This is a genomic window from Polaribacter sp. HL-MS24, from assembly GCF_032758595.1.
Taxonomy (GTDB): Bacteria; Bacteroidota; Bacteroidia; order Flavobacteriales; family Flavobacteriaceae; genus Polaribacter.
Genome location: NZ_CP136415.1, coordinates 1,262,274 through 1,289,039 on the forward strand (window position 1 = coordinate 1,262,274; position 26,766 = coordinate 1,289,039).

The window sequence follows — 26,766 nt, forward strand, 5'->3', positions numbered from 1 at the left end:
AAATTGAAAAAAAGATATTCCTTTTTAATAAAACCCTTGCAGGTTTTACTCGATCTAATCTTAATCAATAGTATTATTTACCTTGTCTATGACAAGGAGTTTTTGAATGTATATTTTTTAAGTTATAGTTCGCTTTTTTGGCTTTTTACAGCTTATTTTACGGGATTTTATAAAGTATTTCGTTTTACCAAAAGTCTAGGGATTCTCACCTTATTGGTAAAACAATTTTTCTTTTTTGTTTTAGGTTACTTTGCCTATTTCGGAATTTTCAGAGAGGGAGAAGTGGTGCACAATCAATTCATCATCCTTGTTTCCATTTTGATTTCGATTACGGTCTTTAAGTTTTTAGGATATATGTTATTGCAGCTTTACAGATCTCTTGGACGTAATTCAAGAACCACCGTTGTTTTGGGCTATGATGATTCCTCCAAAAAAGTCATCCAAATTTTTAAAAGCAAAGCCAATTTGGGCTATCAGTTTTTAGGATTTTTTACAGATAAAGCATCATCCAATTCAAGTTATTTGGGGGCATTTAAGGATGTTTTTCAATACATAGAAGCTCATACCGTTGATGAGATCTACTGCTCTTTGTCTCAGTTTACCAATGAACAAATCAAGAAAATAAAAAAAGTATCAAATGCAAAAGGAATTGTTTTAAAGCTAATTCCCGATGCAAATGAGTTGTACAGTAAAAACCAAAGTGTCGAGTATTACGATGACACCTTAATGGTGTTGAATGTAAAAAAATTGCCTTTTGAATTTTCAGAAAACTTTTACATCAAAAGAATTTTTGATATCTTTTTCTCACTTTTTGTATGTGTCTTTGTGCTTTCTTGGTTAACCCCCATTCTTTGGGTCTTAGTGAAATTAGAATCTAAAGGACCTCTAATTTTTAAACAAAAAAGAGAAGGGATTCATGTCAAAGAGTTTGTTTGTTATAAGTTCCGATCCATGAAAATCAACAAGAAATCGAACTCTCATACTATAAAAAATGATGCAAGAGTGACCAAAATAGGCGCTTTTATGAGAAAAACAAGTATTGATGAATTGCCGCAATTTATCAATGTTTTGTTGGGTGATATGAGTATTGTAGGACCAAGACCTCATTTGGAAAGCTTGTCTATCGAATACCAAAAGAATGTAGATGAGTATTTAAAAAGGCATATTGTAAAACTAGGAATTACAGGTTTGGCTCAAGTATCTGGATATCGTGGAGAAGTACTCAAAAAGTCAGACATCAAGAACAGGGTTCGATTGGATATTTTTTATATTGAAAATTGGTCTTTTTTCTTAGATATAAAAATCATCATACTGACGGTTTTAAATATTTTTAAAGGGGAAGAAAAAGCGTATTAATGGTCTATGAATATGACATAACCGCAACCATTGTTCTGTATCATGAAGACCTCGATGTTCTTCAAAAAACTGTCGACTCTTTTTTAAAAATACCCTTTAAAAAGCGACTGTTTTTGGTTGACAATTCTGCAACAGATGTTTTAAAAAAATCCTTTCCTCAAGAAGAAATTACTTATATTTTTACAGGGAAGAATATCGGTTTTGGGGCAGCCCATAATTTGGTTTTAAACCATATAAATTCCAATTATCACTTAGTACTCAATCCGGATGTAGCGTTTGAGGAAGCGGTCCTTCCTGTTTTAATTCGACAATTAGAAATGGACAAAGAGCTAGCTTTGATAAGTCCAAAGGTGATGTATCCAAGTGGAGAACACCAATTTGTATGCCGAACTTATCCCACCCTTTTTGATTTGATCAATAGGCGTTTTAAATTTTCTAAAAATGCAATTTTAAAGCATGAGTATAGAACTCAAGACCTATCACAACCATTTTACCCAGACTTTATTCACGGCTGTTTTTTGGTTTTTAAAACCTCCATTTTTAAAGACCTCAATGGGTTTGACGAACGGTATTTTCTCTATATGGAAGATGTAGACATCTGTAAAAAAATTGATGCAATCGGCAAAAAGAAATTATATTATCCAAAGGTGGAAATTGAGCATATACTCAAAAGAGGTTCCTCTAAAAATTTTCACTTGTTAATTCTCCATATTTCATCTGCCATCAAATATTTTTTTAAGTGGGGGTTTTCAAAAAACAACACAGGTTCTTGATTTTCCCATAAAAAGTCTTTCTATCGAAAGCGGTATTCAGCAGAATTTAAAATATATTTGCATCATCAATACAACAACCCATGAACATTCTAATTTTAGGTGCTGGCGGAAGGGAGCACGCATTTGCCTTAAAACTTTCTGAAAGTAAAAAAATTACACAACTTTTTGTAGCCCTAGAAATGCGGGAACCGATACGATTGCCACGAATGTGCAAATCAATCCTACCGATTTTGAAGCGGTAAAAGAAACGGTACTCCAACATAAGATTCAGATGGTTGTGGTAGGTCCAGAAGGGCCTTTGGTAGAGGGGGTACATGATTTCTTTTTAGCCGATTCGGAATTGAAAGAGATCCCTGTCATTGGTCCCAAAAAAGATGGCGCTTTATTAGAAGGCAGTAAAGATTTTTCAAAACAATTCATGCAGAAACATGGAATTCCAACAGCTCGCTATCAATCGTTTACAAAGGAAAATTTAACAGATGGCTTTACTTTTTTAGAAACCTTAGCACCTCCTTATGTGTTGAAAGCAGATGGATTGGCGGCAGGAAAAGGGGTCTTGATTTTAAATGATTTGCAAGAGGCAAAAGCAGAATTGGAAGAAATGGTTTCCAACCAAAAATTTGGAACGGCTTCTTCAACAGTTGTGATTGAAGAATTTTTAAAAGGGATAGAATTGTCTGTTTTTGTTTTGACGGATGGGAAGAGTTATAAAATTTTACCTTCTGCTAAAGATTACAAAAGAATTGGCGAAGGAGATACAGGCCTAAATACAGGAGGAATGGGCGCAATTTCACCGGTGCCTTTTGCAGATGATGCATTTTTGTCGAGAGTTGAAGAACTAGTTGTAAAACCTACGATCAAAGGGCTTCAAAAAGACGGTATCGATTATAGAGGGTTTATTTTTATTGGATTGATGAATGATCATGGAAATCCTTCTGTTGTAGAATACAACGTACGAATGGGAGATCCAGAAACTGAAGCGGTTTTACCAAGAATCGCCTCAGACTTGTATGAATTATTTGATGGGGTTGCTAAACAGACCTTACATGAGAAGTCATTTTCTGTCCTTCCCAAAACTGCAACAACCGTCATGTTGGTTTCAGGAGGCTATCCAGAAGCCTATCAAAACGGAAAAGAAATTACAGGGGTAGCAGCTGTTAAAGATTCTATTGTTTTTCATGCTGGAACAAAAACGGAAAGTGGCAAAACCTTGACTAACGGAGGACGTGTCATGGCGGTTACTTCTTTGGGTGATTCCATCGAAGAAGCTTTGGCAAAAACCTATGCATCCATCGAAAAAATCAACTTCGAAAACATGAATTATAGAAAAGATATTGGGTTCGATCTACTTTAAAAAGCAATTTAATTTGCTTTTTCTAAGGTAAATGAAATTTCTGTTCCTTTACCAAAAGTACTTTGCAATCTAATGCTTTGATCGTGCGCTTCAACAATGTGTTTTACAATAGACAAGCCCAATCCAGAGCCCCCTTGTTCACGAGATCTACTTTGATCTACTCGATAAAAGCGCTCAAACAAACGAGGAATGTATTCTTGTTTAATCCCTTCCCCATTGTCAATCACATTTAGCATGAATGCTTTATCTGTATAGGAGTCTACGCTAACAATTGTTGATCCATTGGGCTTTCCGTACTTGATAGAGTTTACAATTAAATTGATAAGAACTTGTTCATACTTTTCAATATCTCCTTTTACAAAAACAGGAAACTCGTAAATTCGATCAAATCGCAACGTAATGTTTCTCTTTTTGGCCTTCATTTCCAATAAGTCAAACACATTTTGAACCAATTCTAAGACGTTAAAGATTCCGATGTCTAGGTACATCCCATCTGTTTCCAACTTGGCAATCATGTCTAAATCTTTAATGACGGCAACCAATCTTTCTACACCTTTATTTGCACGATTTAGATATTTGGTTCGAATTTCCTTGTCGTTTGCGGCACCTTCTATTAGGGTTAAGATATAGCCTTGTACCGTAAAAAGAGGTGTTTTTAGCTCATGGGCTACATTCCCTAAAAAATCACGTCTAAAAGAATCAATTTCTGTTAGATTCTTAATTTCTAATTGTTTTCCTTTTACAAATTTTTGGACACTCAACGAAATCGATTCAATGTCTGTTGTGACAGGTTTTCGCTGAATTTCGTTAATGTCGAGGTTAGAAAATTCTTTGTATATGGTTTTAATCTTTCGATAAATAAAGCGTTCTGCCCTGTATTGAATGATGAAAAAAGACAAGACAAACTGTACGATAACAAAAACAAATCCTGCTGCAGCTCCGATAGATGCATACAGAAAAAAGTAGCATAGTGTTCCAATTACAACCGATAATAAAGTAAGGTATAAAGAGGAAACCAGAGCATATTTATACTTTTTTTTAAGTTTCATACTTCTCGTTTTAAAGATCTTCTTCTAAAACAAATTTGTAACCCACCCCTTTGACAGTTTTAAAGTGATTGTCTCCTATTTTCTCTCTTAGTTTCCGAATGTGAACATCAATAGTTCTTCCTCCAACCACAACTTCATTTCCCCAAACAGTATCTAAAATAACTTCTCTTTTAAAGACTTTACCGGGTTTTGAGGTAAGTAAAGAAAACAATTCAAATTCTTTTCTTGGCAATGCAATTTTTTTATCCGCTTTATAAACCACATATTGATCTCTATCGATCACAATATCTCCAATCTTAAACGAAGCTTCATTTTCTTCTTTAGTTTTTAGTCGTCTCAATAAAGATTTGACCTTACTAATTAGCACTTTTGGCTTAACGGGTTTTGTAATATAGTCGTCTGCTCCTGCTTCAAATCCAGCAACTTGAGAATAATCTTCTCCGCGTGCGGTTAAAAAAGAGATAATTACATTGTCCAAAGATTTGATCTTTCGTATTTTTTCACAGGCTTCGATACCATCCATTTCTGGCATCATGATGTCCAATAAAATCAAATTTGGAATGTTCTTTTTTGCAGATTTAACAGCTTCGACCCCATTAGATGCTGTAAAAACTTGATATCCTTCGTTTTTTAAATTATACCCTACTATTTCTAGAATATCTGGTTCGTCATCAACAAGAAGGATTTTAATATCACTTTTATTCATAAACTATTTTCTATATTGTTTCAAAAATAAGCATAATTAAATAAGCATACTCAGACTTAACAATCATTTAATTTTAACGATTTAATTTAACATTCAGATAACATTTGATGCTAAGGAACTCGTTTTTAGGATCTTTTAAAAAAAAATTAACATACTGATATTTTATTTTTTTTTAATTTTATCCTAGATTAATCAATAAAAATAAATGAAAATGAAAAAGAATTATCTCATAACTTCATTTATAACACTCTGTTTTGGTTTTTTGTCCTATGGACAGATTGTTATCAATGAAGTTGACTCAGACACTGATGGCACAGACGTTGCCGAATTTATCGAACTGAAATGGACACCCAATACGGCCTTAGATGGCTATGTTGTTGTTTTGTTTAATGGAGCTGATGATTTAAGTTATGATTCCTTTGATTTAGATGGAAAAAGTACCGATGCAAATGGGTTTTTTATATTGGCAAATACTCCTTTAGCTGAAAGTGGAGATATCGATATGGGTGCTAGTGGAAAAATTCAGAACGGTCCAGACGCCGTTGCTGTTTATCAAGCCAATGGGACTGACTTCCCTAATGATACCCCAATTACTCTCACAAATTTGATTGATGTTATCATTTATGATATTGATGAAGCTGATGATTCTGGCTTATTATCAGGTTTCAATCAAACGGTCCAATACAATGAGGCAGAAAATAATGCATCAACAACACAATCAATCCAAAGGTTAAGCGATGGAAGTTATAAGATTTCGAATCCTACTTTCAGAGCAGAGAACGAAAATTCAGCCCCTTGTGTAGTGTCATTAACAACAATCAATACAACTTGTGATATGGAAACTACGGGAGTTGATACGTATTCTGTTTCTATCGGTTTTACTGGTGGGAACACAGGTATAAGCTATACGTTAAGCTCCGATGTTGGGACCCTTGGTGGAGACCATCCAAACACAACCGAAAGTGGAACGATAACCATTTCTATGATCAATGAAGGAACCAATGCTAATTTCACGCTTTTAGGAGGAACTGGGAGTAGTTGTAGTGAAACTAGAACCTTCAATAGCCCTACTTGCTTTCCTACCCCAACATGTCCTGAGGTTGGAGCACTCATTATTACTGAGATTATGCAAAACCCAACTACTCCAAATGATGTAGGGGAATATTTTGAAATTTACAATACAACAAGTTCTTCAATAGATTTATTGGGATGGACTTTGAAAGACTCCAGTAACTCAGGAGAAGACCACATAATCGCTTCTTCAGTAGTGGTTCCTGCCAACGGATATGCCGTTTTAGGGAAGGATTCAAACACTGCGAACAATGGTGGAGTTTCGCTCGATTATGCATACGGGAATGGCTATATTTTAGGAAATACTTCAGATGATATTGTTTTGGATTGTAATGGATCAACCATTGATGCTGTTGCTTGGGATAGTGGAGTGACTTTTCCCAACCCATCTGGCAAAAGTATGGAGTTGGCTACCAATAAATATACAGCATCTGCAAATGACACCGGAACCAATTGGGCTGAGGCTACCGTAGAAATTTCCTCAGGTGGAGATTTAGGGACCCCGGGAAGTACAAATAGTTTTGTCTTGGCACTTCGCGAAGCGGTGAATTTAGATTTCAAAGTATATCCAAACCCAATCAAAGCCAATTTATTTACAATTACGACAAGTCATAACGACCCCAAGGATGTATGCATTTATACAGTATTAGGAAAAGAAGTCTTTACCCAATCATTTGCTGGAATTTCTAAAACTTTTGATGTTTCTTCCCTTCGTAGCGGGATTTATATTTTAAAAGTGACAGAAGCCAACCAAAGTGCAACAAAAAGATTAGTGATCCAATAAGGTTGCATTTGTAAAAGTATAAAACTCCAAAAATGTAGAGTACCCTACTTTTTATAAGATTAAGTACGCGTATGAATTTGAAAACCAACTTTAAGAACATTTTGTTTTTAGATATTGAGACTGTTCCTGAATTTGAAAATTGGTCTCAATTGTCAGAAGAGCAGCAAACCTTATTTGCCAAGAAAACCCAATATCAAAGAAAGGAAGACTTTAGTGCAGAAGAATTTTATGATCGCGCAGGAATTTGGGCAGAGTTTGGGAAGATTGTCTGTATTTCAGTAGGGTATTTTTGGAAAACCGGAAAGCAGAAAAAATTTAGAACCACTTCTTTTTATGGGGATGATGAATTGATAATTTTGACCAATTTTAAAGACCTTTTAAACACTCATTTTAGCCAAGACTACAAGGTTCTCTGCGCCCACAATGGCAAAGAATTTGACTTCCCTTTTATCGCCAGAAGAATGATTCTTCATAGGATTACATTGCCTCAAAAATTGAATTTATTCGGAAAAAAACCCTGGGAAATACCACATTTAGACACCTTGGAATTGTGGAAGTTTGGAGATTATAAACACTATACTTCTCTGCGATTGCTCACTTCAATTTTAGGAATTCCTTCTCCAAAAGATGATATTGATGGTAGCGAGGTTGCACGAGTATATTACTATGAAAAAAAGATAGATAGGATTGTAAAATACTGTGAAAAAGACACCATAGCTGTAGCCCAAATTTTATTGAGGTTTAACAACGAAGATTTGTTGAAAGATACCGATATAACAAATGTGTAATTAGTCTTCTAATTTCATAGAAAGCTCTAACCAACGCTCTTCTTTCAGAGTCAATTCAGCAATTATTTCAGCAAGTTCTTCCGACTTTGCTGCAATTTCATCGGCAGGAATTTCTACGTTCACAAACTGATTTTCAATGGTCGCTTTTCTTTTTTGAAGGCGTTCGATTTCAACATCTAAACCTCCAAATTCTCTTTTTTCATTAAAATTTAACCCTTCTGTTTTTTTCTTTTTTTGAACAACTTTTTCAGGAACTTTCGTAACTTCTACTTCTGAAGGTCCAGAGGCATCGTAGGCTCTAAAATCTGAGTAATTTCAGGAAAATTTTCAATAATACCTTCACCTCTAAAAACAAACAAGGCATCGACAATTTTGTCCATAAAGTACCTGTCGTGAGAAACAACCAATAAATTTCCTGGGTAATCCAACAAGAAATTTTCCAAGACATTTAAGGTTACAACATCAAGATCGTTGGTAGGTTCATCTAAGATCAAAAAGTTTGGATTTTGAATTAAAACGGCACACAAATACAATCTTTTTTGTTCTCCTCCAGAAAGGCGTTCTACAAAATCGTATTGTTTTTTCTTGTCAAACAAAAAGCGCTCCAACAACTGCGAAGCAGAGATTTTTCGTCCTTTAGTCAATGGAATAAATTCTCCAAATTCTTTAATCACTTCAATTACTTTTTGACCCGGTTTCACATTGATTCCAGCCTGTGTATAGTATCCGAATTTTACAGTTTCACCTACGGTTACTTTTCCACTATCAAGTGCGGCTGTTTCTGTGATGATATTTAAAAAGGAGGATTTTCCAGTTCCATTTTTCCCTATCATACCGATACGTTCTCCACGTTTAAAAATATAATCAAAGCCGTCTAAAATCTTTTTGTCGCCATAAGATTTTTTCAATTTATGAAGCTCTAGGATTTTACTGCCCAAACGCTCCATATGAATTTCCAATTGAACCTGATGGTCTTGTCTTCTTTGATGTGCCTTTTCTTTAATCTGATAAAAGTCGTCCGTTCTAGATTTCGACTTTGTCGTTCTTGCTTTGGGCTGTCTGCGCATCCAGTCCAATTCTTTTTTGAAGAGACTTTTTGCCTTGCCCAAATTTGTAGCTTCTAAAGCTAAACGCTCTTCTTTATTCTGTAGGTAGTAGGAGTAATTTCCTTTGTATTTATATATTTTCCCTTCGTCTAACTCGATGATTTCATTACAAACGCGCTCCAAAAAATACCGATCATGTGTAACCATAAAAAGCGTAATTTTCTCTTTTGCAAAGAAGGCCTCTAGCCATTCAATCATTTCTAAATCCAAATGATTCGTAGGTTCATCTAAGATTAATAAATCGGGTTTATTAATCAAAACAATTGCCAATGAAAGACGTTTTTTTTGCCCTCCAGATAGCTTACCCACTTTCAAGCTAAGATCGTCTAATTTTAATTTGGATAAAATTTGGGTGTACTGTGTTTCAAAGTCCCATGCATTGTACTGTTCCATCAACTCAAATGCTGTCTGATATGCATCTGAATTTTCAGGATTTTTCAAAGCCTCTTCATACTGTTTTACAACATTGAGGACGGTATTGTCTGTTGTAAAAATAGTTTCTTCAATAGTTAGATCAGGATTGAGGTCCATGTTTTGAGCCAAATACGCAATAGAAATTCCTTTTCTGGAAACAACTTGCCCAGAATCTGAGCTGTCTAGACCTGCAATGATATTCAAAATCGAGGTTTTACCACTTCCATTTTTAGCAACAAAGGCAATTTTTTGGTCTTTATTAATTCCGAAGGAGATCTCTTCAAACAAAACACGTTCGCCGTAAGATTTAGATATATTTTCTACTGTTAAGTAATTCAAAAGATTCAATTTTAGAATTGCAAAGTAACAAAAAACCCAAGTGGGAATGAGGGTTTTAAATGTATAAATTTCGATTTTTAAATCCTGTGATTTTTAGGATTCTCTTTTTATTTAAAAGTTTCTACTGCTTCAGAAATTGGAATAAAATTAAAAGCTTATTTTTATTTTTTTAAAAGCCCGTGAATGCTAGACATTAAGAATTTTTCAATTTCTTTTCTTCAAGATCAAAAGTACTCTACAGTCATTCATGAGATTTCTTTTTCACTAGGGAAGAACGAAATCCTGGGCATTGTTGGCGAGTCGGGAAGTGGAAAGTCGGTCACCTCATTAGCAATTTTGGGGCTTTTGCAGAGGAAAGTTTCAAAAACAGAGGGATCTATTTTGTACCACAATGAACCTATCAACAATTATTCAGAAAAGCAATTTCAAAAAATACGAGGTAATAAAATTGCCATGATTTTTCAAGAACCCATGAGTTCTTTAAATCCCACCGTAACCTGTGGCGCTCAAGTTGGAGAAATGTTACAACAACATACGCTTCTTTCAAAAACAGAAATTAAAGAAGCAGTACTTTCTCTTTTTGAAAAAGTAAAATTACCCACAGTAGATCGAATTTACAAGGCTTATCCACATCAAATTAGCGGAGGTCAAAAACAACGGGTAATGATTGCGATGGCCATTGCTTGCAAACCAGAAATTTTAATTGCCGACGAACCGACCACGGCTTTAGACGTTACAGTTCAAAAAGAAATTATATTGTTGCTCAAAGAACTGCAGCAAGAATACGGGATGAGCATTCTTTTTATCACTCACGATTTGGCTTTGGTGTCCGAAATAGCGGATCGCGTTCTTGTCATGTATCAAGGTGTTATTGTTGAGCAAGGAGCAGTTGAGGCTGTTTTTGGAAGTCCCAAACAGGAGTATACCAAAGCGCTAATCAGCTCCAAACCCAATTTAGAGCACAGACTTCACAAGCTGCCAACAGTAAAAGATTTTATGGACAAGAAGGTGGACAGCGCTATCTATACTAGCGCCGAAAGAACTGCTTTTCATAAAAAAATATATCAGAAAAATCCTCTTTTAGAACTTCGAAATTTAAATAAAAGCTTTGTTACAAAAGCATCATGGTTCCAAAAAGAGGAGGTAGTACATGCGGTCAACGATGTTTCTTTTCAAATTTTTGAAGGAGAAACCTTAGGCTTGGTTGGAGAGTCTGGATGTGGAAAAACAACTCTAGGAAGAACCATTTTACATTTAGAAAAAGCGACTTCTGGACAAGTATTTTTTGAAGGAAAAGACATTACGAGATTGACTAAAACCGAATTAAAAAAAGTACGAAAAGACATTCAGATAATATTTCAGGATCCCTTTTCATCTTTAAATCCGAGAATTACAGTTGGAAACGCAATTTTAGAACCCATGAAAGTGCATGGTATTTTATCGAATACCAAGGAACGAACTGACTATGTTTTGGGTCTACTAAAGAAAGTAGGTTTAGAGGAATCTCATTTTAATAGATATCCCCATGAATTTTCTGGGGGACAACGCCAACGAATTGGGATTGCAAGAACCATTGCCCTTCAGCCAAAATTGATAATTTGTGACGAATCGGTTTCCGCACTAGATGTTTCGGTACAGGCTCAGGTTTTAAATTTATTGAACACTTTAAAAGCAGAGTTTAAGTTTACATATATATTTATTTCACACGATTTGTCCGTGGTCAAGTACATGTCGGACCAATTGGTCGTTATGAATAAAGGGAAAATTGAAGAGATTGATGATGCGGATATTGTTTATAAATCTCCTAAAACGACCTATACAAAAACGCTTATTAATGCAATTCCAAAAGGGATGTAAGGTTTTTTAATCCCTTAAGAAGTGGTATATTGCACCTTGAAATTAAAAAATCACCCCTATGAAAATAATAGTTCCCATGGCCGGAATTGGGTCACGTTTGCGACCACATACATTAACAGTTCCAAAACCATTAACTGTAATTGCAGGAAAACCCATTGTTCAACGATTGGTAGAAGATATTACAGCAGTTATTGATCAACAAATCGATGAAATTGCCTTTATTATTGGTCCTGTTGCAAAAGGATTCCCCGTAAATACCAAAGAACAATTATTGAAAATTGCAGCAGAACTTGGGACTAAAGGAACGGTTTACATACAAGAAGAAGCTTTAGGAACAGCGCATGCATTGTATTGTGCCAAAGAATCTTTAAGCGGTCCTTGTGTAGTTGCTTATGCAGATACTTTGTTCAAAGCAGACTTTAAATTAGATGCAAGTGCAGATGGTGCAATTTGGGTAAAGCAGGTGGAGGACCCTAGTGCTTTTGGTGTAGTACAAGTGGAAGAGGGGTTCATTACCGATTTTATTGAAAAGCCAAAGGACTTTGTTTCTGATTTAGCCATTATTGGAATCTACTATTTTAAAGATGGTGATCAAGTGCGCAAAGAGGTTCAGTATTTAGTAGACAACGATCTTAGAGAAAATAATGAATACCAATTGACCAATGTCCTAGAAACCTTAAAAAGAGATGGCGCAAAATTTGTTCCTGGAAAAGTAGAGGCTTGGATGGATTGTGGGCTGAAAGATCCAACAGTGGACACCAACAAACAAGTTTTAAGTTTTGAATATGCTGCAGGAAACAATTTGGTTTCGAATGATTTACAGTTAGTAAATTCAGAAATTATTCAACCCTGTTACATCGGTAAAAATGTGGTGTTGAAAAACAGTAAAATTGGCCCTTATGCTTCTATTGGTGAAAATAGCGTAGTGGAAAATTCGAACATATCGAATTCACTTATTCAATCTAATGTTCAGATTACAAATGCAACTTTAGACAATGCCATGATTGGAAATCATGCAAAATACAATGGAGAGTTTACGTCTATAAGTATAGGAGATTATACAGAATTACTATAAATGACTTTTAAAAGGAAGACAAAAGAAGGAAGCATTTCCAACCAATTTATGGCAATTAAGTGGATGGGGATTCTTTGTTTTTTTCTTTTGTTTTCTAACCCGCTTTCAGCTCAAGACAGCATTCCTTTGCCCACCGATGTAAATGAAGAAAAAGAGATTAAGTTTCAACAATTTTTTTTCAAAGCTTTATCAGAAAAGGCAATCCTTAATTTTCAAAAAGCTATTGAAAATCTAGAGAGCTGTCATCAAATCGTCCCGAATGATGTAGCAGTTTTCTTCGAGTTTTCTAAAAATTATTACGCATTGCATCAACCCCAATTAGCCAAAGCATACATAGAGAAAGCACTTGAAATAGACCCTCAAAATCCATGGATGAGAAGTCACTTATCAGCTATTTTACAAAGCAACAATGCTCTTGAGGATGCGATTGAAATCCAAAAAGTTCTTGTAGAAGAATATCCAAGGGAAGCTTCTTTTGCAATGACATTATCCAAACTATATCTTCAAAGTGATCAACCCCAAGAGGCGCTCAATTTCTTAAGTCAATTAGATCAAAAAAACCAACTAGGAACCTCTTTAAGGCAGTTAAAGGATTCTTTGGAAACCCATGCATCTAAGGTTGAAATAAAAGCCCCCCTAACTCAATCAGCTTCTAATATAGAGCTCTTTGAATCCATGAAGACCTATGCATCTTTGAAGACCCTATTAGAGAATTCAAAGAGTGAGGCTGTTTTATTGAAATACAGTGAACTGGGAATTCAGCTTTTTCCAGCTCAGCCCTATATATATTTGGTTTTTGGAACCACACTTAACAAACAGCAATCGTATCAAAAAGCCATTTCTGTTTTAAAGAATGGTCTAGATTTTGTGTTTGAAGATGCACAAGAAAAAGCCTTTTTCAGAGAATTGGTTCTTTCTTATCTAGGAATCGGAAAGATTGAAGAAGCTCAAAAATATATAAAGAAGATAGAAAAAGAATAGCGTCGATGAAATACCTCCTACAATTTTGTTTTTTTTTAACTGTTTTTACAGCATGTAAAGCCAATAAAGCAGTGATTGATGCAACGGTCATTGCAGAAAAAACTTCTGCCAAAAAAGTAGCAAGAAAACATGTTTCTGCGAATTTTGATAAAAAAACAGTTTCTGCGAAATTAAAGGTGAAGTTTGACAACGGTAAAACACAGCAAAACCTTGTCGTAGAAATGCAAATGGTAAAAGATGAGGTGATTTTACTAAAAGTCTCAAAATTCATGACGGTTTTAAGAGCAAAAATCACCCCAACAAGTGTCCAGTATTATTCTCCATTCTTTAAGAATTCTTTTGAAGGCGATTATTCCAGTGTTGCAGATGTATTAGGAGTTGCAATCAATTTTGAACAACTGCAAAATGTTCTTTTGGGACAGGCAATCCAGAATGTGAAAAAGCAACAACATCACCTTGAAATTATAGACAATGCCTATGTATTGTCCCCTGAAAAACAATCTCTGATGTTTGATTTATTCTTTGCAATCAATCCATCGCATTATAAATTGGATCGACAAAGTATAGTAAGCACCTCAGAAAGTAAACGATTGGATATCCTATACAAGAAATATCAAATTATTGAAGATGAAGTTTTTCCAGCAAAAATGAGTTTGAAAGCAAAACAAAAAAAGAAGACAACGACGATCGATATCACATTGAAAACGGTTAAATTTAACACCGAAATTGACACCTCTTTTCGTATTCCAAGTAATTATAAGCGCATTCAATAATGACCAAACTTCGACTTTGCATACCAGTTTTTGTTCTCTTTTTGAGCTCATTGTGTTTTGTTGGTCAAACAAGAAAGCAATTAGAAACACAACGGAAGGAATTGAATGTTAAAATTCAAAAAGTAAACAAGTTAATTTTTAAAGCAAAAAAAGATCAAAAAAATGCTTTGGAAGATTTAAAAGACCTCAATCAAAAAATTGAAGTTCGTGAACAATTGATTGCAACGATCAATTTAGAAGCCAAGCTTTTATCAAATGAAATTACCTCAAACGAAAAGAAAATTGCACAACTTGATAAAAAACTGGCTACTTTAAAAAAGGATTATGCAGACATGATTTACAAATCCTACAAGAGCAAATCACAGCAAAGTAGAATCATGTTTTTGTTGTCTTCTAAGAATTTTAGACAAGCATACAAGCGGTTGCAGTATATGAAACAATATACCTCTTTTCGAAAAAAACAAGGGGAAGAAATTACTGTTCAAACCCTTTTGATTACTCAGTTAATAGATTCTTTAACCCTTCAAAAAAAGGAAAAAGACACACTGGTTCTTTTTGAAAAAGAAGAAAAAAAGAAGATTGAGGTTGATCAAGAAAAGAAAAAAAGCTTGGTTTCTCAAATAAAAAAGAAAGAAAAAAATATAAGAAAGAACTTCGAAATTCGATTCGAGAAGAAAAAAGAGTTGCTGACAAAATTGATAAATTAATTCGAGAGGCCATTGCAAGAGCAAATAGGAAAGTCAAAGAAAAGTCAAAAAACACCAAAAAAAATGAATTTATTTTAAGTCCAGAAGCTAAAGCGCTCGCTGCAAAATTTGAATTGAACAAAGGAAAGCTACCTTGGCCTTTACGAGAGAGTTTGATCACAAGGCGTTTTGGAAAACAACCCCATCCAACTTTCAGTGGAATCACCTTAAACAGTCCTGGACTCCATCTGGTAACTCAAAAAGGAGCCTATGCAGAAGCTATTTTTGGAGGCACAGTATTGGCAATACAATTGTCCTCAGAACGCAAAAAAAATGTATTAGTTCAACATGGAAACTATATCACCGCCTACAACAACCTTGAGAATACATTGGTAAAAATGGGAGATAAGGTTGTGACGGGACAAAAATTAGGAAAGGTATATACCGATAAAGTGACGGGGAAGACCACCTTAATTTTTGTATTGTTTAAAAATACAACCCGTTTGAATCCAGCTTCTTGGATGTTAAAACGCTAAACTACGCTTTCAAAATTTTTTTGATAAGATTTTTCTTTGTCAATGCAGCACTTGTAATGACTCCTGAAAACAATGCAGCAGCAACCCCTGCAGTAACGATATCTTGTCCTGTTAGGTAGAAATTTTGAATGGGAGTTCTTGGCTGTAAGAAGCGTTGTCTGAATCGCTTTGGACTATGGTCTACTCCGTAAATCTCTCCTTCTTTATAATTGACGAAGTGTTTTGTAGTTAGGGGAGTAGAAAGTTCGTAATGTGTAATTTTTCCTTCTGCCTGAGGAATGTGTTTGTACAATTCCTTTAACAATCGTTGAGCAATTTTTTCTTTAAGGGCAGTATAGGCTTCATCTCTTTTCATCCATTGAGAATTGCTCCACTTGTCAAAAGGGGCATAGGGCAACAAGGTGATGATGTCTATTGTGCTTTTTCCTGGATAGCGATTGGACCAGTCAGGGTCTTTTGCAGATGGAAAAGAAATATAGACTACAGGAAAATCGGCATCTAAATCCTTTACATACTCATCAATAGCAGTGTCGTGATCCAAGTGTTCTGGATAAATCCAATAATTAGTTTTAGGCAATTGCAATGTTTCTGGAGAACCTTCCAGACCAATATACAAACAGGCGTGCGAAACCGATCGTTTGACCTTTTGAAGCTGCTTTTTCAATTGATGTTTTTGAACTGTTTTCTGAGGTAGTAGATGGTCATATGTGGTCATGATTCCTGCTCCTGAAATAATATTTTTAGTAGAAAATTGTTTTCCGTCTTTCATTTGTACACCCGTTGCTTTGTTCTTTTCAACGATAATCTTATCTACTTCAGCACTGATTAAGATAGTTCCTCCCGCCTTTTCAATAACCTTGTCTAGGGACGCTGCAATTACTGAAGAACCCCCAACTGGGAAACTTCCCCCAGAAAAATAATGTCTTGCCACTGCAGCGTGCATTACAAAACTACTTTGTTTAGGGGGCAACCCATAATCACCATATTGTGCTGAAAGCACTTTAATTAATGTTTTGTTTTGGGTGATGGAGGAAAGAACTTCGTAGGTCGTTTTGTCTGAAAACTTATAAAAGGCTTTTCGGAATTTTCTTCCGAATAATTTACTTAACAATGGAGACAAGGCTTTGTCCATATAAAACCCTTTACTGGTTTTTACGGCTGCAAATACCAAATCTACATAAGCAATGATGGCCTCTTTTTCTTCTGGGAAATGTCCTGTTAAGGTGTCTTTAAAATTCTGTACCCCTTTTACAAAGTTGTACTCTTTCTTACCAATCACCACTTTGTCGTAGACTTCCCCCATATCAGCCCATTTCAATTGATTATCAGAAATATAATTGAAGATTTTTTTAATGATTGAATTTTCTCGTTGTACCTCGCCAATATAATGAATACCAACATCCCATTCGAAGCCCTTTCTTTTAAAAACATGGGTGAATCCACCAGCGATATAGTGTCTTTCTAGTACCAACACTTTTTGCCCTTCTTTGGCAAGAATTGCTGCAGTGGCTAAACTACCTATTCCAGAACCAATAATGATGGTATCGTACTTTTGAGCTAGGACGGGTTGTTTTTTGTAAGATTGAATCATTGTTTAAAATTGTATTGGGAATAAACGAATATACAATCTTAAAAATGAAGAGGGCTCCTTAATTGTTTTTGTACTTAATGGGTTTGTCTAGAATCACAGAATTGGGAACCGTAATTAATTCATTCTCATCTGTTTTTAAGGTAATGAAAAAAGCATTTACGTTCATAATTTTACCAGTTATCGTATTGTCAAGTTCGATGATGGAAATGGTATCACCGATTTTTACAGGATAATTTAGAAAAATTATGATTCCAGCAGAGATGTTTGATAAAATAGACCATTTTGCAAAGAAAGCAATTCCTAAAACGGTTAAAAAGGAAGAGATAAAGAGAAGTAATTCTTGCCTTTCAACCCCCCATATAAATGAAATAAAGACAATGATTAAGGAATAAACAATGATGGATACAATTTTATTAATCACAAGAATTCTCGCTTTTTGAAATCCAAATTTTATTTGAATTTTATGCAAAGAGAGCGTAATGATATAACGAGTGAGGAGCGCAAGGATAAGCGTTGCTACCGATTGAAAAATTTTAAAATTATCGAAGACAATCATAGTTTTTTTATTTATGTAAACAATGCTTTTAGTTCAGTAGCATCTGCAGGATTTAGTTTTCCGGCTAAAATCAAACTCAATTGTTTTCTTCGTAAAGCGCCTTCAAAACGTTCTATTTCTAAATCAGATTCTGGAATAATTTGGTCAACTGCAACTGGTTTTCCTGTTTCATCAACCGCAACAAAGGTATAAATACCTTCATTCACTTTAGTTTTGATTCCCGTTTGCCTGTCTTCAATCCATACGTCTGCAAAAATCTCCATTGAGGATTTAAATGCACGCGATACCTTGGCTTCTATAGTTAGTACACTCCCTACAGGAACCGACTTATTAAATGCCACATGATTTACAGAAGCGGTCACAACTATTTTTCTTGAATGGCGTCTTGCTGCAATACTGCATGCTCTATCCATTCGAGCCAATAATTCACCTCCAAATAGATTGTCCAAATAATTGGTCTCTCCAGGTAAAACAAGATCTGTTAATACGGTTAGTGATTCTGAAGGTGTTTTTGCACTCATACTTATTTTTTTCGAAGGTAAGATTCATTGAGTAACAAATGCGAAGATTGAAAAGAAAAGGAGTTCTGTACGTTGTTAGAACTTCTTAATCAAAATCCAAGCATCTTTTGAAACTTCTTTTTTAATGGTAGCAAGTGTTGTAATTGCTTCTTTTTTTGTGTAAAAACTATCAAAAGAAACTTGTGTTAGCCCCCATTTATTGACCCCTAAAATTGCTGCTTTAAAACCTTTATTTCGTAATTGTTTTAATTTTTTCTCTGCATTTTCAGGAAACTGAAAAGCCCCTGCAATAATATGAAACGATTTAGGAGCAGCCCTGGACACATTGAGTTCAATAGTTGGAAGCGGATTCGAAATCACAAATGTGGCAGTTTGAATTTTTTTCTCTAGAGCTTCTTTTTGGGATGCATAGACTGCATTTTGTTGTCTTTCCTGATATCCATTATGGACAATAAATCCCAGTGAGAATAGGATCGCAGCGGCTGCCGCATATTTTGCAATTAAAGGAATTACCGAAGTTTTGGTATTCACCATTCCTAGGTGCTGAATTGCGGGAGAGGACACCATTGAAAGTCCAAAAGAATTTGTTAAAAAATTATGGTCTTTTTGGGGTTCAAAAATAAACTGTTGGTTTTCGTCTAGAGTAATTGCACCAATGTTTTCAAAAATAAGAGCCTCTTTTTTTAAAGTTTCTTTCCAAGAAGAAACACTTTCACTAATTTTTGCAATCGCTTTTTCAAAAGAAATATTTTCTACAGAAGCAATATAATTCACCAACAAACCATCATTCTGTTTTAAGTGGACATTGAACGCAATTTGCTTTGAAGGTGGATAAAACTGATGTGTAAATGGATTCAATTTGGCACCAATTCGATTACTAATAAAACCTCCAAAATTGGGTACAATTACACAATCGTATCTGTATAATAAATCATTGATGTATTTTGCTACTGTCATAGAGACAAATATATAAAATTTGGATGCCTGTTAAAACTCTTCACAGAATAATTATCAACAATTTTTTTTATCTTAGTCTTTAAATTGTGAACTTTTGGAGGAAGAAAAATTACTTGCAATCTTACGATTACAGAAAAGCAAAGCAGTTGGAGATATTATCGCCAAAAAACTCATCGTGCACGTAGGGGATGTTGAACAGATTTTTAAAGAAAAAAAGGCAACGTTGGCAAAAATAAATGGGATTAACAAAAAAATTCTGGAACATTTTTTTGACAAAGAACCTCTTGTAAAGGCTGAAAAAGAATTGGAATACATCCAAAAAAATAAGGTTCAGTTCGCATATTTTTTAGACGATGACTATCCTAAAAATTTACAACACTGTATAGATGCACCCATTTTGTTATTTCGGGATGGAAATATAGATTTATCCAACGAAAGGATCATTTCTATAGTAGGAACTCGAAAGATGAGTTCCTATGGGCGGAATTTTTGCAATCAATTGATTGAGGAGCTTCGGGATTACAACCCCATCATCGTAAGTGGTTTTGCCTATGGCGTAGACATTTGTGCTCACAAAGCAGCCATAAAAAACAATCTACAAACCATTGCAGTGCTAGCTCATGGTTTGGATCTTATCTATCCCAAAGTACATAAAAAATATATGCATCAAGTCAATGAAAATGGCGGTTTTTTAACTGAGTTTTGGCATGATGAAAATCCAATTCCTGAGCATTTTTTAAAAAGAAATAGAATCGTAGCAGGAATTTCAAAAGCAACATTGATTTTAGAATCTGCAGAAAAAGGAGGTTCTTTAGTTACTGCAGACATTGCAAACTCCTATGATAAAGATGTGTTGGCGGTACTAGGAAGAACAACCGATATTTATAGTAGCGGGTGCAATCAGTTGATCAAGAACAACAAAGCACATTTGTTAACTTCGGCTGAAGATGTTGTCAAAATATTGAACTGGGATCTTCAAAAAAAGACAAAACCCATTCAAAAAAAAATGTTTGTAGAGCTGACCCCAACCGAACAAATAATTCATGATCAATTGCATTCAAAAGGAATACTGCTCCTTGATGAGCTTGCTATAGAATGTAACATCCCAGTATTTCGATTGTCATCCATTTTAGTCCAAATGGAAATGAATGGGGTGTTGAAACCTTTGCTAGGAAAGCGTTTTGAATTGGTCTAATTGAAATCAATAAATTCAATTCTAGTTGCGAGAATTCTTGCTACAATTCACTTTCAAAGAAATGTTTTTTCAACAGAACTAGGAGTAGGAAATTTAAAATTGACAAAACGAAAACTAGAAAATTCCTTTATTTATCACTATTTTTGAGGGAAATCAATAGAAATGATGGCCGTAGAAAAAAAATTGATGACTAAAAAAAAACCTACATTTCTAATCAATGAAATGTTGGGGAAGTATTTAGTACAATATAACAGAACAATAAAAATACCCATTTTTTACGATGATTTATTGCGTTTTCAAGGCTCTACAACAGTCTATGATAAGAATGATGAAGATACCCTTTGGATTCGGACCTATTATTCTGAGTTTGATCGAGAGGAAATTGACAAGAGCTTAAAAAAAATATATACCCTGTTGCATTCAGACGGGAACGATGCCTCCATTCCGTATTTAAATGTAGATGGAATTGATTATTGTACGTTTGGAAACTCAAAGCCTTTTCGAATAAAAATCAGAAATATCTTAAATGATAATTACACCTATTTTTATGTTAAAAAAGCCGATGCTTCTCGGATTTATGGACTAGAATTAGAGCATATTTTGTCTCCACATAACATGAATTTTTTAGTTCATAAAGACACTTTAATTGAAGAGCATATTGCAGGTATTCCTGGAGATGATTTTATCAAAGACTTTTTGCCAAAATGTACCGAACCAGAAAAATCTCAAATTGCAAAAGAATTTGTAAAGTTCAAAGAACGTTGTTTGGTGCGTTTATTGGGAGACATGCGTTCGTATAATTATGTAATCATCCCAACGCATGATTTCGATCAAATTATTTATAAAATTAGAGCCATTGATTTTGACCAACAATCTTTTGAAGGAAATTTGAAAGTGTATAATTTACAGTTCATGAAAGAGAACTTTAAAATTGTAGAAATGGTCGGAAAAAAGTTGGATAACAATTCCATTCTTCAATATAAAATTGAAGAGCGGTCTTATATGGCCAAAAGAATGATTGCAGCGCCAAGAAGAGCTACTCGACTCATAAAATGCATGAAAAACGACATCATTTCTTATCCTAACAACGTACAGCTTTTAAAAAAGCACTTGATCAAATACGTAGGAGATGTGAAGTTTAAAGAGTGCGAAAATATGGGCGAAATTTTAGAAACTATTCTTGATTTTGTAAAGCGAAATTATTTGGATATTAGTAATAAAGAATTGTTTTAAGAGCCTTATTTTTTACTCCGAACACTCTCTACACCAACCGTTAATAGAATCAATCCACCACCAATATAGGTATTTAATGTAAGAGCTTCGCTCAAGAAAAGAACTGCCAAACCAATTCCGAAAATAGGTTGTAAACTACTAATAATAGTGGTCGTTGTTGCCGAAAAGAATTTTAGAGAATGCAGCATCAAACTGTGTCCAATTGCAGTAGTAAAAAGTGCCAATAAGAGCAAATAGGGAAACTGACCTTGCAGGCCAGAAAGATCCATAAAAAACAAGGTTGGAAAAAGCAATATACTTACAATAACTGTTTGATAAAACATGAGCACTGTTCCGTTATAATTAGAAACATGTTGTTTTAAGATGAGAATCCGGATTGCATAACAAATTGCTGAGAATACCCCAAATAAAATTCCTTTTACTTGGTCACTTTCAAGATCAAATTCAGGAACCAAAAAAGAGAGCCCCACCAATACCATGATTCCCAAAACAAGATATATTGGGTTGAATTTTACTTTGATAAACAAAGGCTCCAGCAACGCAGTGATAATTGGAAAGGTATACAAAGACAAAACCCCCAGAGCAACATTAGAAAGTTTTAATGCGTAAAAATATGTAACCCAATGGGCAGCCATAAAAACACCACTTATAAAAAATGGGAAGTGCTCTTTTGAAGATTGAATTTTCAAATCGATCTTTTGGTATCGGCAGTACATAAATAAAAACACCATTGCCATAGAAGCCCGAAACCAAATAATAATTTCTGCAGGAAGGGCAATGTATTTTCCCAAAACTCCCGAAGTACTGATGCATAGAGTTGCTAAAAGTAAACTCGACAGGTTTTTTAAATGAGCGTTTTTCATCAAATTTTCTGTAAAATATCTAATGCAGTTTTAACTGAATCAATCCGGATAAAGGTAACTAAGAGTCGCAACCCATTTTTGGTTTCTTTTTCTTTCATAACACAGCTTTTTCCGTTTTGTTGGACATATTTCAGCATTTTTGAAAATGCCTCTGTTTGATAAAAATCGCTCTGCTGATTGCCTACAAAATAGCCAATCATTCTTTTTTGTTTTAAAACAATCTTCTCTAATCCAAGTTCTTTTGCCAGCCATTTAATCCTCACCGAATCGAGGAGATCACTGACTTCATTTGGGACTTTTCCAAAACGGTCTACGATTTCGGTTTCAAAAGTTTCCAATTCCGTTTCTGTTTCAAGAGCTCCTAATTTGTTGTAGAGGCTCAATCTTTCAGTAACTGAATTCACATAATCATCTGGAAATAAAATTTCAAAATCAGTATCAATTTGTACTTCTTTTACAAACTCCTTAGGCTTTGATTCATCTACAGGATAGAGTTCTTTAAACTCATTCTCTTTCAATTCGTCAATGGCCTCTTTTAGAATTTTTTGATACGTATCAAACCCAATATCATTGATAAAACCACTTTGTTCTCCCCCTAATAAATCTCCTGCACCCCGAATTTCTAAATCTTTCATTGCGATGTTAATTCCACTTCCTAAATCGGAAAACAAGACCAAGGCCTCAATTCGTTTTCTAGCATCATCCGTCATCATGTGATAGGGTGGAGTGATAAAATAACAAAAGGCTTTTTTATTTGAACGGCCAACTCTACCCCGCATTTGGTGGAGGTCGGAGAGGCCAAAATTATTGGCATTATTAATAAAAATGGTGTTCGCATTAGGAACATCCAATCCGCTTTCAATAATAGTAGTAGATACCAAAACATCAAATTCATTATTCATAAATCCGAGCATTAATTCTTCCAGTTTCTTTCCTTCCATTTGCCCGTGGCCTACATTGATTTTTGCGGAGGGAACCAATCGCTGTAACAGGCCTGCAACTTCTTTGATATTTTCAATTCTATTGTGAATAAAGAAGACTTGTCCCCCTCGTGAAATTTCATAAGAAATGGCGTCGCGTATCGTTTCTTCGCTAAAGCGAATGACACTCGTATCTATAGGGTGTCGGTTGGGGGGAGGTGTTTTGATTACCGATAAATCTCTTGCAGCCATTAGGCTAAACTGTAGGGTTCTCGGAATGGGAGTTGCGGTCAACGTGAGCGTATCCACATTTTCTTTTAGCGTTTTTAATTTATCTTTTACGGCGACCCCAAATTTCTGTTCCTCATCAATAATCAACAGCCCTAAATCTTTAAATTGAATTCGTTGATTGGTCAGTTGATGCGTTCCAATAATAATATCCACCGCTCCGCTATTAACACCTTCAATCGCAGATGACTTTTGTTTTGCCGTTCGAAATCTGTTTAAGTAATCAATCTTAATTGGGAAATCTTTTAAACGCTCAGAAAATGTTTTAAAATGCTGAAAAGCCAAAATTGTCGTTGGTACTAAAATAGCAACTTGTTTGCCATTATCGACAGCCTTAAAGGCGGCTCTGACGGCTACTTCGGTTTTCCCAAAACCAACATCACCACAAATCAATCGATCCATGGGTTGGTCCTTTTCCATATCCGTTTTTACATCTTGGGTTGCAGTAAATTGATCTGGTGTATCCTCATACATGAAACTAGCTTCCAATTCATGTTGCATATGCGTGTCGGGGCCAAAAGCCATTCCCTTTTGTAATTTTCTTTTGGCATACAACTGAATTAAATTAAAAGCAATATGTTTGACTCTCGCCTTGGTCTTTTGTTTGATTTTCTTCCAAGCACCAGAGCCTAATTTGTAGATTTTCGGAGCTTTGCCATCTTTGCCATTGAATTTCGAAATTTTATGAAGTGAGTGAATGCTTACATATAATATGTCTCTGTCTCCATAGACCAATTTGATCGCTTCTTGCTTTTTGCCCTCCACATCAATTTTTTGCAGTCCGCCAAATTTCCCAATCCCATGATCCATATGGGTCACATAATCCCCAATTTCTAATTTGTTCAGTTCTTGAAGGGTGATGGCTTGCTTTTTTGCATAGCCATTTTTTAGTTTAAACTTGTGATAACGCTCAAAAATTTGATGATCGGTATAGCAAACTAACTTCGCATCTACATCGATAAATCCCTGATACAGAGGAAAAACAACAGTTTCGTAGTGTACCTCTTCTTCTGCGTCATCAAAAATATCATGAAAGCGTTGTGCTTGTTGTTCGTTGGCACAGAAAATATAATTGGTAAAACCCGCTTTGTGATATTCGTTTAAATCTTCAATTAATAAATTGAATTTTTTGTTGAAAGAGGGTTGGGGTAGTGTGTTGAATGTGATACAATTCTTTTGTTGCTCAGAAGAAAATGATTTGGAAACTTTGGAAGTGTTACCAAAAGATACCAAAGAAAAATGCTCTAATTGTTCTCGAATGAATGCTCCATCACAAAACAATTCCAAGGGTTTTGCATGGTTTATTTCCCGAGATAAATCGGTAAAGGCACTTTCTGCTTTTTTGAAAAAGACATCCAAATGCTCAGCAAGCACATCCACATCTTTAATAAAGACAATCGTTTTAGAAGCAATGTATTTTAAAAAGCTTTCACGGGTTTTAAGTTGTGAGCTGCTAGAGGCATTAGGAAGTGATTTGTTTTCGATGTTGGGGATGATTGCAATTTTTTGCAATTTATCTTTAGAAAGCTGAGTTTCTACATCAAAACTTCGAATACTTTCAATTTCATCACCAAAAAATTCTATTCGGTAAGGTTCATTGTTTGAAAAAGAAAAGACATCTATAATCCCCCCTCTTACCGAGAAATCTCCAGGTTCGGTCACAAAATCGACCCTTCTGAATTTGTATTCAAATAATATTTCGTTGACAAAGTCTAAAGACAAGTTTTCACCAAGGGTGATTTTTAAGGTATTTTTTTCTAACTCTTTTTTAGTAACTACTTTTTCAAATAAAGCAGTGGTGTAGGTAACAATGATTGCGGGTTTTTTTCTAGAATTGATTCGGTTCAACACCTCAGATCGCAGCAAAACATTCGCATTATCTGTTTCTTCAATCTGATAAGGCCTTCGATAGGAACCGGGGTAAAAAAGAACATTTTTGTCTCCTAAAAGCTGCTCTAGATCATTCAAGTAATAGGCTGCTTCTTCTTTGTCGTTAAAGATTAAAAGATAAGGAGTATCGGTTTTTTTAAACGCTTCAGAAATCGCAAAAGACAATAAAGATCCCACCAAATTCCTAAGTTGAAGATGGTTTCTTTCTTGCTGAATTTCTGTAATTATCTGCGAAACATTCGCAGATCTTTGATACTGGTTTACAATGTCCTGTTTACTCAAGGAACTAAATTTTGAACAAATGTAAGTCTCATTTTTGTAATTAAATACCATTTTTAAAACTTTATCGCATCGAGTAGCGCTCCCCTGAATAGAAAAGGCTTATTAAAAATTATTTTTAGACTTGTCTAAAAATAATTTTTAGTATTCAAAAAAAAATAGTATTTTTGCTACATGTTTACACAAACGGAAGAAAATTATCTAAAGGCCATTTTTCATTTAAGTGAAATTTCTTCCAAAGGAATTTCTACGAATGCTATTGCTAAAAAATTAGCAACGAAAGCCTCTTCTGTTTCGGATATGATTAAGAAGCTCTCAGAAAAAAAAGTGGTTGCTTACAAGAAGTATCAAGGGGTATTACTCACCGACTTGGGAAAAAAAACAGCATCAAACATCGTTCGAAAACATCGATTATGGGAAGTTTTTTTAGTTGAAAAGTTGAATTTTTCGTGGGCAGAAGTGCATGAAGTAGCCGAGCAATTAGAACATATTAAATCACCCAAATTAATCAACGAGCTAGATGCCCTCTTAGGTTTCCCAAAGCAAGACCCTCATGGAGATCCTATTCCAGACACAGATGGGAAATATCCTCAAATAGAAAAAAGATTATTATCCACCTTGAAGGCTGATGAAAAGGGAATTTGCATTGGGGTTCAAGATTCTTCTTCAGCATTTTTAGAATTTTTAGACAAGCAAAATATTGCATTAGGAAACGAAATTAAAGTCATTGAAAAAGAACCTTTTGATGGCTCTTTACAAATAGAAATAGCACAGCGGAAATTTTCAATTTCAAACAAGATAGCAACTAATTTATACATTCGATAA

Annotated in this window: 21 protein-coding genes and 2 pseudogenes; 14 read left to right on the plus strand and 9 right to left on the minus strand. The window is 34.8% G+C overall.

Annotated features, from left to right (window positions below):
• Nucleotides 1-3 precede the first annotated feature (3 nt).
• From RRF69_RS06000 to purD, 3 genes and pseudogenes are all read left to right on the plus strand, one after another.
• On the plus strand, nucleotides 4-1,356 hold the full coding sequence (locus RRF69_RS06000; RefSeq protein ID WP_316938943.1) for an exopolysaccharide biosynthesis polyprenyl glycosylphosphotransferase: 1,353 nt from the start codon (nucleotides 4-6) through the stop codon (nucleotides 1,354-1,356).
• Nucleotides 1,356-2,129 (plus strand): glycosyltransferase family 2 protein, encoded by a 774-nt coding sequence (locus RRF69_RS06005; protein ID WP_316938944.1) that lies wholly within the window; start codon nucleotides 1,356-1,358, stop codon nucleotides 2,127-2,129. Before RRF69_RS06000 ends, RRF69_RS06005 begins: the two co-directional genes overlap by 1 nt.
• A gap of 80 nt (nucleotides 2,130-2,209) precedes the next feature.
• Nucleotides 2,210-3,483, plus strand: a pseudogene (gene purD, locus RRF69_RS06010) (phosphoribosylamine--glycine ligase).
• A gap of 8 nt (nucleotides 3,484-3,491) precedes the next feature.
• Here the strand turns inward: purD and RRF69_RS06015 are convergent.
• Together RRF69_RS06015 and RRF69_RS06020 are read right to left on the minus strand one after the other, a co-directional pair.
• Nucleotides 3,492-4,532: a sensor histidine kinase gene (locus RRF69_RS06015; protein ID WP_316938945.1), complete on the minus strand. Its 1,041-nt coding sequence runs from the start codon at nucleotides 4,530-4,532 to the stop codon at nucleotides 3,492-3,494.
• A gap of 10 nt (nucleotides 4,533-4,542) precedes the next feature.
• Nucleotides 4,543-5,238, minus strand: a complete 696-nt coding sequence (locus RRF69_RS06020; protein ID WP_316938946.1) for a response regulator transcription factor — start codon at nucleotides 5,236-5,238, stop codon at nucleotides 4,543-4,545.
• A gap of 211 nt (nucleotides 5,239-5,449) precedes the next feature.
• Here RRF69_RS06020 and RRF69_RS06025 point away from each other — a divergent pair, with 211 nt between their 5' ends.
• Both RRF69_RS06025 and RRF69_RS06030 read left to right on the plus strand, forming a co-directional pair.
• Entirely contained in the window at nucleotides 5,450-7,093 is a 1,644-nt protein-coding gene (locus RRF69_RS06025; RefSeq protein WP_316938947.1) for a lamin tail domain-containing protein, read from the plus strand.
• Between the two features lie 71 nt (nucleotides 7,094-7,164).
• Nucleotides 7,165-7,881 (plus strand): 3'-5' exonuclease, encoded by a 717-nt coding sequence (locus RRF69_RS06030; RefSeq protein WP_316938948.1) that lies wholly within the window; start codon nucleotides 7,165-7,167, stop codon nucleotides 7,879-7,881.
• Here RRF69_RS06030 and RRF69_RS06035 read toward each other — a convergent pair.
• Nucleotides 7,882-9,740: pseudogene (locus tag RRF69_RS06035) on the minus strand (ABC-F family ATP-binding cassette domain-containing protein). It abuts the gene before it with no gap.
• Nucleotides 9,741-9,923: 183 nt separating this feature from the next.
• Between RRF69_RS06035 and RRF69_RS06040 the strand changes: the two are divergent.
• The 6 genes from RRF69_RS06040 (at nucleotide 9,924) to RRF69_RS06065 (ending at nucleotide 15,648) form a co-directional block, all read left to right on the plus strand.
• Nucleotides 9,924-11,597 (plus strand): ABC transporter ATP-binding protein, encoded by a 1,674-nt coding sequence (locus RRF69_RS06040; protein WP_316938949.1) that lies wholly within the window; start codon nucleotides 9,924-9,926, stop codon nucleotides 11,595-11,597.
• Between the two features lie 58 nt (nucleotides 11,598-11,655).
• A complete protein-coding gene (locus tag RRF69_RS06045) occupies nucleotides 11,656-12,672 on the plus strand; it encodes a sugar phosphate nucleotidyltransferase (protein WP_316938950.1) in 1,017 nt (338 codons plus the stop codon).
• Nucleotides 12,673-13,653, plus strand: coding sequence for a tetratricopeptide repeat protein (locus RRF69_RS06050; RefSeq protein ID WP_316938951.1), 981 nt, complete (start codon nucleotides 12,673-12,675; stop codon nucleotides 13,651-13,653).
• A 5-nt stretch (nucleotides 13,654-13,658) separates the two neighbouring features.
• Nucleotides 13,659-14,426 (plus strand): DUF4292 domain-containing protein, encoded by a 768-nt coding sequence (locus tag RRF69_RS06055; RefSeq protein WP_316938952.1) that lies wholly within the window; start codon nucleotides 13,659-13,661, stop codon nucleotides 14,424-14,426.
• 101 nt (nucleotides 14,427-14,527) lie between these two features.
• On the plus strand, nucleotides 14,528-15,133 hold the full coding sequence (locus RRF69_RS06060) for a hypothetical protein (RefSeq protein ID WP_316938953.1): 606 nt from the start codon (nucleotides 14,528-14,530) through the stop codon (nucleotides 15,131-15,133).
• A gap of 113 nt (nucleotides 15,134-15,246) precedes the next feature.
• Complete coding sequence (locus RRF69_RS06065) at nucleotides 15,247-15,648, plus strand: murein hydrolase activator EnvC family protein (RefSeq protein WP_316938954.1); 402 nt, start codon at nucleotides 15,247-15,249, stop codon at nucleotides 15,646-15,648.
• Nucleotide 15,649: 1 nt separating this feature from the next.
• Here the strand turns inward: RRF69_RS06065 and RRF69_RS06070 are convergent, their stop codons facing one another.
• From RRF69_RS06070 to RRF69_RS06085, 4 genes are all read right to left on the minus strand, one after another.
• A complete protein-coding gene (locus RRF69_RS06070; protein ID WP_316938955.1) occupies nucleotides 15,650-17,239 on the minus strand; it encodes an NAD(P)/FAD-dependent oxidoreductase in 1,590 nt (529 codons plus the stop codon).
• 58 nt (nucleotides 17,240-17,297) lie between these two features.
• Complete coding sequence (locus RRF69_RS06075; protein ID WP_316938956.1) at nucleotides 17,298-17,795, minus strand: mechanosensitive ion channel domain-containing protein; 498 nt, start codon at nucleotides 17,793-17,795, stop codon at nucleotides 17,298-17,300.
• An 11-nt stretch (nucleotides 17,796-17,806) separates the two neighbouring features.
• Nucleotides 17,807-18,316, minus strand: a complete 510-nt coding sequence (locus RRF69_RS06080; protein WP_316938957.1) for an acyl-CoA thioesterase — start codon at nucleotides 18,314-18,316, stop codon at nucleotides 17,807-17,809.
• Nucleotides 18,317-18,391: 75 nt separating this feature from the next.
• Nucleotides 18,392-19,273, minus strand: a complete 882-nt coding sequence (locus RRF69_RS06085; protein ID WP_316938958.1) for an SPOR domain-containing protein — start codon at nucleotides 19,271-19,273, stop codon at nucleotides 18,392-18,394.
• A gap of 94 nt (nucleotides 19,274-19,367) precedes the next feature.
• Here RRF69_RS06085 and dprA point away from each other — a divergent pair, with 94 nt between their 5' ends.
• Together dprA and RRF69_RS06095 are read left to right on the plus strand one after the other, a co-directional pair.
• Nucleotides 19,368-20,468, plus strand: coding sequence for a DNA-processing protein DprA (gene dprA, locus RRF69_RS06090; protein WP_316938959.1), 1,101 nt, complete (start codon nucleotides 19,368-19,370; stop codon nucleotides 20,466-20,468).
• A gap of 165 nt (nucleotides 20,469-20,633) precedes the next feature.
• The gene (locus tag RRF69_RS06095; protein WP_316941115.1) at nucleotides 20,634-21,701 is read left to right on the plus strand and encodes a hypothetical protein; all 1,068 of its coding nucleotides are present in this window, start codon (nucleotides 20,634-20,636) and stop codon (nucleotides 21,699-21,701) included.
• 5 nt (nucleotides 21,702-21,706) lie between these two features.
• Here the strand turns inward: RRF69_RS06095 and RRF69_RS06100 are convergent, their stop codons facing one another.
• Both RRF69_RS06100 and mfd read right to left on the minus strand, forming a co-directional pair.
• Nucleotides 21,707-22,564, minus strand: coding sequence for a DMT family transporter (locus tag RRF69_RS06100; RefSeq protein WP_316938960.1), 858 nt, complete (start codon nucleotides 22,562-22,564; stop codon nucleotides 21,707-21,709).
• Nucleotides 22,564-25,944 (minus strand): transcription-repair coupling factor, encoded by a 3,381-nt coding sequence (gene mfd / locus RRF69_RS06105; protein ID WP_316938961.1) that lies wholly within the window; start codon nucleotides 25,942-25,944, stop codon nucleotides 22,564-22,566. The genes RRF69_RS06100 and mfd overlap by 1 nt, the downstream gene beginning before the upstream one ends.
• A gap of 171 nt (nucleotides 25,945-26,115) precedes the next feature.
• Between mfd and RRF69_RS06110 the strand changes: the two genes are divergently transcribed.
• Complete coding sequence (locus RRF69_RS06110; RefSeq protein ID WP_316938962.1) at nucleotides 26,116-26,766, plus strand: metal-dependent transcriptional regulator; 651 nt, start codon at nucleotides 26,116-26,118, stop codon at nucleotides 26,764-26,766.